The organism is Lacisediminihabitans sp. (genome assembly GCF_036404185.1).
In the GTDB taxonomy this organism is placed as follows: domain Bacteria; phylum Actinomycetota; class Actinomycetes; order Actinomycetales; family Microbacteriaceae; genus Lacisediminihabitans.
On record NZ_DASWPB010000169.1, the window covers coordinates 1 to 8,960 of the forward strand.

An 8,960-nucleotide genomic window follows, 5' to 3' on the forward strand; every position below is an offset into this window, starting at 1 on the left:
CCGCAGACGAAGACGTCGGGGGAGTAGGCGGCGGGAAAGGCATCCGCCTCCAGGTCCGCGCGTCCCAGCCGTCCCGCCGGTCGCGGCCATCCGTCCGGGGCCTGCCGCGTGTACACCCAGGTGACGTCGAGGTGCGGTGTCGGCGACAGCAGCTCGGAGCGGAAGAAGGCGTCCTCTGGGCGCCGCACCGAATACAGCAGCCGGAAGGGAGCGGTGCTGCCCGCGGCGGCATGCGCGCGGATCATCGCCATCAGGGGGACGATGCCGGAGCCGCCGCCGATGAGCTGCACCGGGGTGGTCTGCGGCACTCCGTCGACCTCCGGCCTCCAGACGAACCAGCCGCCGAGCGGACCGCGGAGCTCCACCTGGTCACCGACGAGGAGATCGTCGACCAGGTAGGGCGAGACCTCGCCGTCCGGCAGGCGGTCGACGGCGAGTTCGACGCGATCGCCCGGTCCGGCGGACGCCACCGAATAGGACCGGACGGCCTGGTAGCCGTCCGGCGCGGTGAGCCGCACGTCGGCGTGCTGGCCGGCGAGGTTGCCTCCCCAGCCGGGCACCTCGAGCACGATGCTCCGTCCGGAGGGGGTCTGGACGCGGGCCTCCGTCACGGTTCCCACCTTCCAGTCGCCCGTCTGGCCGGCGCCCGTCCCTGCGCCGCTCACCAATAGCGCTGTTCGAGCCACGGGTCGCCGTAGATGTGGTACCCGTTCTGCTCCCAGAAGCCGGGATCATCGTTGCTGTGCATGACGAGCCCTCTGATCCACTTCGCGCTCTTCCAGAAGTAGAGGTGGGGGACGAGCAGCCGGGCCGGCCCTCCGTGCTCCGGGTCGAGGTCCTCCCCGTCGAACTCGACGGCGATCCAGGCCTTGCCGTCGAGCAGGTCCTCCAGCGGAACGTTGGTCGTGTATCCGCCGTAGGAGTGCGCCATCACGTAGTCGTAACTCGTGTCGACGCCGGCGAACAGGCTGTCGAGGGAGACGCCCCTCCAGGTCGTGCCGAGTTTCGACCACCGGGTGACGCAGTGGATGTCGGTGGTGATGTCCTCGATGGGGAGGGCGTGCAGCTCGTCCCAGCTCCAGCGATGGACCGCTCCTGACTCGGTGCGGATGGTGAACTCCCAGTCCGCGGTGTCGATGTCCGGGGTCGGGCCGGCGGACAGCACGGGGAAATCCTGGGTGAGATATTGGCCGGGTGGGAGATCGGGGACGCTTTCACGCCTGCGGCCACCGAAGCCGCGCGAGATGACTGCCATGGGGTGCTCCTTCCGAATGTTTTCACCCTACTGAACCCGGACCGTCCTGTCACCGGAGCGTTTAGGCTGAGTGGATGACGCGCCTGGATCTCGGCATTCCCGGGCTCCGACGGGACCCGGCTGCCCCGCCGTCGACGGTCGGGCGGCCGGATGTCCCCGGGCTGGTCGACCGCTTCGGTCGTCAGGCCCGCGACCTCCGGGTGTCGATCACGGAGAAGTGCTCCCTGCGCTGCACCTACTGCATGCCGGAGGCGGGGCTTCCCGCCATTGCGCGCGACGACCTCCTGTCCGCGGTCGAGATCGCCCGTCTCGTCCACATCGCCGTGCGCGACCTCGGGGTGCACGACATCCGGTTCACCGGCGGCGAGCCCCTCATGCGCGCCGACCTCGCCGAGATCCTCGCGCGCTCGTCCGCCGTCGCCGGCGGCGCGTCGATCTCGATGACGACCAACGGCATCGGGCTCGACCACCGCATCCGCGAGCTGGTGGATGCCGGCCTCACCCGCATCAACATCTCCCTCGACACCGTCGATCGTGACCACTTCGCCCGCCTCACCAGGCGCGATCGCCTGCCCGCCGTGTTCGCGGGCATCCGGGCGGCGAAGGAGGCGGGCCTGACCCCGCTCAAGATCAACGCCGTGCTCATGCGGGATACCCTCGCCGGCGCGGCCGATCTGCTCGCCTGGTCGCTCGAGAACGGGGTGCGGCTGCGATTCATCGAGCAGATGCCGCTCGATGCCGACGAGGCCTGGGCCCGCGACAACATGGTGGATGCCGCGGAGCTCCTGGATGTCCTCGGCGGCCGCTTCGAGCTCTCCCGGCCGCATCGCGACGATCCCTCCGCGCCCGCCGAGGAGTGGCTCGTCGACGGCGGACCTGCGACGGTCGGCGTCATCGCCTCGGTCACCCGCTCGTTCTGCGAGGCCTGCGACCGGACGAGGATCACCGCGGAGGGGACGGTGCGCTCGTGCCTGTTCGGCGACGAGGAGACCGATCTGCGCGGGCTGCTGCGCGGAGGGGCGGACGACCGTGACATCGCCGATCGCTGGCGGGCCGCCATGTGGGTTAAGCAGGCCGGTCACGGGATGGGACGGACCGACTTCGTCCGGCCGAAACGCAGCATGGGGGCGATCGGTGGCTGAGCGGATCCTCGTGCGCTATTTCGCCTCCGCCGCGGAGGCCGCGGGACGCGAGGAGGAGGAGTTCGACTCGCCGTCCACCGTCGGCGAGCTGCGGTCGCTCCTCATCGAGCGGTACGGCGATCCGATGGCGCGGGTGCTGGCATCCGGATCGTTCCTCGTCGACGGGGTCGTCCGCCGGGACGACGCCGGCCCCCTCGGCTCCCGCGCCGACGTGCTGCCGCCCTTCGCCGGCGGCTGAGCGGGTCCGCCTGCCTACAGGCCGACCCACTCCGCGGTGCCGTCGTCGAGGTGCTGACGCTTCCAGATCGGCACGTTCTGCTTGATGAGGTCGACCAGGCGCTCGCAGGCGGCGAAGGCCTCTGCCCGGTGCGGGGCGGAGACGGCGGCGACGAGCGCGGTCTCGCCGATCTCGAGCGATCCGACCCGGTGGGCCGCGGCGACGCGGAGCCCGGTCTCCGCCGCGACGGTCTGACAGCAGTCCTCGAGGAACCGGAGGGCGTCCGGATGCGCCTGATAGTCGAGCGCGGTGACCGACAGCCCGTGGTCGTGGTCGCGCACGATCCCGCGGAAGGTCACCAGCGCCCCGTGCTCCGCCGCCAGGACGAAGTCCTCGACGACGGCGGGGTCGATCGGCCGCTCGGAGATGGAGGCGAACACCCTAGCGATGCTCCCCACCTCCCGCGATCTGCGCGACGAGATGATCGAGCAGCCCGTCGAGCACGGCGAGGCCGTCGGAGACCCCTCCCCGGGAGCCGGGGAGGTTCACGATCAGCGTCCCGCCCGCGGTCCCCGCGACGGCCCGGCTCAGCGCGGCCGTCGGGGTGGTCGCGGCTCCGCGTGCCCTGATGGCCTCGGCGACCCCCGGCAGCTCCCGGTCGAGCAGGGGCAGGGTCTCCTCCGGGGTGCGGTCGCTCGGGCTCATTCCTGTGCCGCCGGTGGTGAGGATGACCGCCGGTGCGGTCGCGACCACCCTGGCCAGCTCGGCGCCGACCGCGGCGTCGGCGACGATCGTGACGGCATCCACGGAGTAGGCGCGATCGGCGAGCCAGGCGGCGATCACCGGCCCCGTGGTGTCCTCGCGGCGTCCGGCGGCGCCCTCGGTCGAGGCGACGATGACGGCCGCCGTTCCCGGCCGCACGGGAGTCGGCTCGACGATGCCGTCGCGGGTCCAGTGGCCGCGCCTGCCCCCGGTCTTCCGCTCCAGCCGCACCTCGCTGAGCACGGCGGCCGGGTCGACCGCCTTGACCATGTCGTGCAGCGTCAGCCCCGCGATGGCGACGGCGGTGAGCGCCTCCATCTCGACGCCGGTGCGTCCGGTGGTTTTGGCCGTGGCGGAGATGAGGATGGTGTCCTCGGTCAGCTCGAAGTCGACGGCGACCGAGGTGAGCGGGATCGGGTGGCAGAGCGGGATGAGCTCGCTCGTCCTCTTCGCGCCGGAGATCCCGGCGATCCTGGCGGTCGCGAGCACGTCCGCCTTGGGCAGGTCGTCCGCGCGGACCAGCGCCACCACGTCCGGCCGGGTGATCAGCCGTCCCGTGGCCGTCGCGGTGCGCGCGGTCACCGCCTTGTCACCGACGTCGACCATGCGGGCGCGACCGTCCGCGTCGAGATGGCTCAGGCCGCTCACAGTACCCAGGTCCCCACCGTGTCGCCCTCCCTCAGGCTGGTCGTGTCCGCCGGGATGTCGATCAGGACATCGGATGCCGCCAGTCCCGCGACCAGGTGCGATCCGGGGCCGGACACGACCTCCACTCTTCCATCATCCACGAGGCGCCCGCGGAGGAACTGCCGCTTCCCGGCCACCGAGGTCACGTCCGCGGTGAGTCTCCTCGTCGGCCGGGAGGCGGCGGGCAGGCCGGCGACCTGGCGCAGCAGCGGCGCGACGAACACCTCGAAGGAGATCTGGGAGCTCACGGGGTTGCCGGGGAATCCCACGATCGGGACGCCCAGGAGGCGGCCCATCGCCTGCGGTCCGCCGGGCTGCATCGCGACGTGGCCGACCCATCCGCCCTCGGCCTCGAGAAGCTCCCGCACGACCTCGTAGTCGCCCATCGAGACCCCGCCGGAGGTGAGAATTAGATCGGCGTCGCCGGCCGCGGCCGCCAGCGTCTCGCGCAGCGCCGTCGCGTCGTCGTGCGCGCTGCGGATGAGACGGGTCACCTGCGCGCCGCAGAGTCCGGCCGCGGCCGCCAGGGCCGGGCCGTTGGAGTCGTAGACCTCGCCGAGGCCGGCAGGCCCACCCGGCGCGACGAGCTCCGCCCCGGTGGTGACGATCACCAGCCGGACGCGCGAACGCACCTCCACCCTGTCCAGCCCGGCGGCGGCGAGCACGGCGAGGTGGCGCGGGGCGAGGCGCAGTCCGCCAGGCAGCAGCCGATCGCCCTCTCGCACATCGACGCTGCGCTCGCGGACGTACTCGCCGGGCATTCGGCCCCGGTGAACGGTGACCGTCGCGCCGGAGACCGTCGTGTCCTCGATCGGCACCACGGCGTCCGAGCCGTCCGGCACCACCGCGCCCGTCATGATGCGCACGGCGGTCCCCGCCACCAGCGGCGGCGGATCGGAGGGCCTCGCCGCCACCTCTCCGACAATCGGGAGGCTCACCGGGAGCCGGCGCAGGTCGGTCGAGACCACGGCGAAGCCGTCCATCTGCGAGTTGCGGAACAGCGGCAGGTCGACGGGGGAGAGGATCGGGGCGGCCGTCACCCGGCCGAGCGCGTCGGCGAGGCCCACCGTCTCGCTCCCGGTGGAGAGGGCGTCCGCCAGCAGCTCGCCGATCGCCGCCGCGTACTCGTCCACCGTGAGGCGATCGCGCACCTCAGTACCTCGCCATCGCCGGGTCGATGCGCCGGGACCAGGCGTCGATACCGCCGCCGAGGTGCCGCGCCGGGATCCCGGCCGATCGCAGGAGGTCGAGCGCCCGGGCGGAGCGGATGCCGTGATGGCAGTAGACGACGATCGGATCGCCCCCGGCCAGCTCGTCGACCCGCGCGCCGAGCTCGCCGAGAGGGATCAGCACCGCACCCGGCAGGGCGGCGATCTCCGCCTCCCACGGCTCGCGCACATCGAGCAGTCTCATCGGCGCACCGCCGGCGAGCTCGGCGGCCAGCTCCTCCGCGGTGAGCTCCTCCGCGCCGGCACCGTCCGCGGGGTTCTTCGACGGCAGGCCGCAGAACAGCTCGTAGTCGACGAGCCCGGTGATCGGCTCCGCCGCGGGATCCCGCCCGTAGTCGATCCGGCGGAAGGCGCCGCTCAGCGCGTCGAAGGTCGTCACGGCACCGATGAGCGGGGCGCCGATGCCCGTGAGCACCTTGATCGCCTCCGTGGCCATGATCGAGCCGATCACGGCGCAGACGGTGGGCAGCACGCCGCCCTCCTCGCAGGAGGGCACGGTGCCGGGAGGCGGAGGGGCGGGGAAGAGGTCGCGGTACTGCGGGCCCCTGTCCGCCCAGGCGAGACCGGCCTGGCCGGCGTACTGGGACACCGCCCCCCACACGAGCGGGATGCCGCTGAGCGCCGCCGCGTCGTTGGCCAGGTACCTGGTCGGGAAGTTGTCGCTGCCGTCGATGACGAGGTCGTAGTCCGCGAAGAGATCGAGGGCGTTCGTCGCATCGAGACGGTCCTCGATGGTCATCACGCGGGTGTCCGGGTTCAGTGCCGCGACGGTCTCCGACGCGGAGCGGACCTTGCTGCGACCCAGGTCGGCCATGCCGTGGATGTGCTGGCGGTGCAGATTGCTGAGCTCCACCGTGTCGTCGTCGACGATGCCGATCGTGCCGACCCCCGCCGCCGCGAGGGCGGGGATGATCGAGCTGCCGAGGCCGCCCGCGCCAATGACGAGCACCCTGGCGGCCCCGAGGCGGGCCTGGGCCGCCGCACCGAACCCCGGCAGCCGCTCCTGCCGCGCGTAGCGCTCCCGCTCGTTCTGCCCCATGTCGTTCGATTCTGCCAGGTGCCCCTGCGGGGCATGGATTTATCCGTGGATTCGGAGTTAGCCTTGGGCGCATGTCGCAGATACGGATCAAGGATGCCGCCCTGTACCTCGGGGTGAGCGACGACACCGTCCGTCGCTGGGTTGACAACGGCATCCTCGCGGCGGCCAAGGACGAGTCGGGCAGGAGCGTCGTGGACGGTCTCGCCCTGGCGACGCTCGCGCGGGAACACGCCGTGCTGCCGGAGGATCCCTCCGGCGTCGGCCGTTCCGCCCGCAACCGCTTCGTCGGACTGGTCACCGCCATCACGGCCGACACGGTCATGGCGCAGGTGGAGCTGCAGTGCGGCCCGCATAGGGTCGTCTCCCTCATGAGCAGCGAGGCGGTGCGCGAACTGGGCCTCGAGCTCGGCTCCGTCGCGATCGCCGTCGTCAAGGCCACCACGGTCATCGTCGAGACCCCGCCCACCAAGGAATGACCCCGTGACAACAAGGAGTGCCCTGTGAAGACGTCCCTGCGCCCGCTTCTGGCCCTGGCCCTCGCCGCGGGAGTGGCCATCGGTGCCACCGCCTGTTCGTCGACGGAACCGGCATCCAGCCCCTCGGCCACCCCCAAGCTCTCCGGCTCGATCACGGTGTTCGCCGCCGCCTCGCTGACGGGCACCTTCACCGATCTGGCGAAGTCCTTCGAGAAGAAGCATCCGGGCACGACGGTGCAGCTGAGCTTCGCCGGCTCCTCCAACCTGGTCACCCAGATCACGGCCGGCGCCCCCGCCGACGTCTTCGCCTCCGCCGACACGAAGAACATGGCCAAGCTCACCGATGCCTCGCTCGTGGCCGGCACCCCCATCGACTTCGCCACCAATGTGCTCGAGATCGCCGTGCCGCCGGACAATCCCGCCTCGATCCACTCCTTCGCCGACCTCGCGAAGGCCGGCGTGAAGACGGTGGTCTGCGCCCCCCAGGTGCCCTGCGGCTCCGCGACCGTGACCGTCGAGACCGCGACCGGGGTGAAGCTCAGTCCCGTCAGCGAGGAGTCCGCGGTCACCGATGTGCTCGGCAAGGTCTCCTCCGGAGAGGCGGATGCCGGCCTCGTCTACGTCACGGACGTCAAGGCCGCCGGGTCCAGCGTCAGGGGCATCACCTTCCCGGAGTCGAGCAAGGCCGTCAACACCTACCCGATCGCCGCGCTCAAGGACAGCGCGAACGCCTCCCTCGCCACGGCGTTCATCGACTTCGTCACCGGACCCGAGGGACGGTCCGTGCTGAAGGCCGCCGGTTTCGGTGCCCCGTAGCGCCCGTGCGATGACGTCGGTCGCCGCCGTGCCGCGCTGGGTCGTCGCCATCGCGGTGCTCGGGGCGGTCTTCGTGCTGCTCCCCCTCGTCGCCATGGCGACCAGGGTCGACTGGGGCGGATTCCTCGGGCTGGTCACCTCGGAGTCATCGGTCGCGGCGCTGCTGCTCAGCCTGCGGACGTCGCTTGCGGCCACGGTGCTGTGTGTGCTGCTCGGGGTGCCGATGTCCCTCGTCCTCGCCCGCACCTCCTTCCCCGGGCAGCGGGTCGCCAGGGCGCTCGTCCTGCTTCCCCTCGTGCTGCCCCCGGTGATCGGCGGCATCGCGCTGCTCGCCGCGTTCGGGCGGGAGGGGCTGCTCGGCCACACCCTTGACGTCCTCGGCATCCACATCGCCTTCTCCACCACCGCGGTCGTGCTCGCGCAGACCTTCGTGGCGCTGCCCTTCCTCGTGCTGAGCCTCGAGGGCTCCCTCCGGGTGGCCGGCGTCCGCTACGAGGCGGTCGCGGCGACGCTCGGCGCCCGGCCGACGACGGTGCTGCGCCGGGTCACTCTTCCGCTCGTGCTGCCCGCGCTGCTCTCCGGGGCCGTGCTCTCCTTCGCGAGGGCCCTCGGCGAGTTCGGGGCGACGCTGACCTTCGCCGGCAGCCTGCAGGGGGTGACCCGCACCCTTCCCCTGGAGATCTATCTGCAGCGGGAGACCGATCCCGACGCGGCCGTCGCGCTGTCCCTCGTCCTCGTCGTGGTCTCCCTCCTGGTGGTCGGGCTGACCCTGCGCACCGCGAGGTCCGCCTCGTGAGCCTCGTCGTCGCGGCGAGCCTCGCAGCCCGCGACCTCGACGTCTCCTTCGAGGTCGCCCGCGGGGAGACGGTGGCCATCCTCGGCCCGAACGGGGCGGGCAAGTCGACGGCGCTCGCCGTGATCGCCGGACTGCTCCGGCCGGATGCCGGGGCGGCGAGCTGGGAGGGGATCACCCTCTTCGACACGGCGAGGGGATCCTGGCTGCCCCCGCATCGTCGCGGCGTCGCCCTGCTCGCCCAGGAGGCGCTGCTCTTCCCCCACCTCAACGTGCTCGACAACGTGGCGTTCGGGCCGCGCAGCGCCGGAGCCTCGACGGATGCCGCCAGGGCGACCGCGCGGCGCTGGCTGACCGAGGTCGAGGCATCCGAGCTGGCGGCGGCCAGGCCGGCGCGGCTGTCCGGCGGTCAGGCGCAACGGATCGCCATCGCACGGGCGCTCGCCGCCGAGCCGGACATCCTGCTGCTCGACGAGCCGTTCGCCGCCCTCGACGTCGCCGTCGCCCCCACCCTGAGACGGATGCTGCGACGGGTGCTGGCGGC

General features: G+C 72.1%; 12 protein-coding genes. 6 read left to right on the forward strand and 6 right to left on the reverse strand.

Features of this window, described 5'->3' with window-relative positions; all coding sequences use genetic code 11:
- Positions 1-611: FAD-binding oxidoreductase (locus tag VGC18_RS11975; RefSeq protein WP_331097644.1), on the reverse strand; the 611-nt coding region annotated here is incomplete at its 3' end.
- A gap of 50 nt (positions 612-661) precedes the next feature.
- A complete protein-coding gene (locus VGC18_RS11980) occupies positions 662-1,255 on the reverse strand; it encodes a sulfite oxidase-like oxidoreductase (RefSeq protein WP_331097646.1) in 594 nt (197 codons plus the stop codon).
- 74 nt (positions 1,256-1,329) lie between these two features.
- Between VGC18_RS11980 and moaA the strand changes: the two genes are divergently transcribed.
- Both moaA and VGC18_RS11990 read left to right on the forward strand, forming a co-directional pair.
- Positions 1,330-2,397 (forward strand): GTP 3',8-cyclase MoaA, encoded by a 1,068-nt coding sequence (gene moaA, locus VGC18_RS11985; protein ID WP_331097648.1) that lies wholly within the window; start codon positions 1,330-1,332, stop codon positions 2,395-2,397.
- On the forward strand, positions 2,390-2,635 hold the full coding sequence (locus VGC18_RS11990) for a MoaD/ThiS family protein (RefSeq protein ID WP_331097650.1): 246 nt from the start codon (positions 2,390-2,392) through the stop codon (positions 2,633-2,635). Before moaA ends, VGC18_RS11990 begins: the two co-directional genes overlap by 8 nt.
- A 14-nt stretch (positions 2,636-2,649) precedes the next feature.
- Here VGC18_RS11990 and VGC18_RS11995 read toward each other — a convergent pair whose 3' ends face one another.
- From VGC18_RS11995 to VGC18_RS12010, 4 genes are read right to left on the reverse strand one after another with little or no spacing between them, the layout of a single operon-like run.
- Positions 2,650-3,054, reverse strand: coding sequence for a molybdenum cofactor biosynthesis protein MoaE (locus VGC18_RS11995; RefSeq protein ID WP_331097652.1), 405 nt, complete (start codon positions 3,052-3,054; stop codon positions 2,650-2,652).
- A 1-nt stretch (position 3,055) separates the two neighbouring features.
- Positions 3,056-4,024: a bifunctional molybdenum cofactor biosynthesis protein MoaC/MoaB gene (moaCB, locus tag VGC18_RS12000; RefSeq protein WP_331097654.1), complete on the reverse strand. Its 969-nt coding sequence runs from the start codon at positions 4,022-4,024 to the stop codon at positions 3,056-3,058.
- Positions 4,021-5,214: a gephyrin-like molybdotransferase Glp gene (gene glp, locus VGC18_RS12005; protein ID WP_331097656.1), complete on the reverse strand. Its 1,194-nt coding sequence runs from the start codon at positions 5,212-5,214 to the stop codon at positions 4,021-4,023. Before glp ends, moaCB begins: the two co-directional genes overlap by 4 nt.
- A gap of 1 nt (position 5,215) precedes the next feature.
- On the reverse strand, positions 5,216-6,331 hold the full coding sequence (locus tag VGC18_RS12010; RefSeq protein ID WP_331097658.1) for a ThiF family adenylyltransferase: 1,116 nt from the start codon (positions 6,329-6,331) through the stop codon (positions 5,216-5,218).
- A gap of 71 nt (positions 6,332-6,402) precedes the next feature.
- Here VGC18_RS12010 and VGC18_RS12015 point away from each other — a divergent pair, with 71 nt between their 5' ends.
- The 4 genes from VGC18_RS12015 to VGC18_RS12030 form a co-directional block, all read left to right on the forward strand.
- The gene (locus VGC18_RS12015; RefSeq protein WP_331097660.1) at positions 6,403-6,807 is read left to right on the forward strand and encodes a TOBE domain-containing protein; all 405 of its coding nucleotides are present in this window, start codon (positions 6,403-6,405) and stop codon (positions 6,805-6,807) included.
- Positions 6,808-6,831: 24 nt separating this feature from the next.
- A complete protein-coding gene (modA, locus tag VGC18_RS12020; protein ID WP_331097663.1) occupies positions 6,832-7,623 on the forward strand; it encodes a molybdate ABC transporter substrate-binding protein in 792 nt (263 codons plus the stop codon).
- Between the two features lie 10 nt (positions 7,624-7,633).
- On the forward strand, positions 7,634-8,419 hold the full coding sequence (locus VGC18_RS12025; RefSeq protein WP_331097665.1) for an ABC transporter permease: 786 nt from the start codon (positions 7,634-7,636) through the stop codon (positions 8,417-8,419).
- Positions 8,416-8,960: ATP-binding cassette domain-containing protein (locus tag VGC18_RS12030; protein WP_331097667.1), on the forward strand; the 545-nt coding region annotated here is incomplete at its 3' end. The genes VGC18_RS12025 and VGC18_RS12030, both read left to right, overlap by 4 nt.

Excerpts from the sequence above, each read along its gene's own strand:
- VGC18_RS11980 (WP_331097646.1), bottom strand. The coding sequence starts at position 1,255 with ATGGCAGTCATCTCGCGCGGCTTCGGTGGCCGCAGGCGTGAAAGCGTC.
- moaA (WP_331097648.1), top strand. The coding sequence starts at position 1,330 with ATGACGCGCCTGGATCTCGGCATTCCCGGGCTCCGACGGGACCCGGCT.
- VGC18_RS12010 (WP_331097658.1), bottom strand. The coding sequence starts at position 6,331 with ATGGGGCAGAACGAGCGGGAGCGCTACGCGCGGCAGGAGCGGCTGCCG.
- VGC18_RS12015 (WP_331097660.1), top strand. The coding sequence starts at position 6,403 with ATGTCGCAGATACGGATCAAGGATGCCGCCCTGTACCTCGGGGTGAGC.
- VGC18_RS12025 (WP_331097665.1), top strand. The coding sequence starts at position 7,634 with ATGACGTCGGTCGCCGCCGTGCCGCGCTGGGTCGTCGCCATCGCGGTG.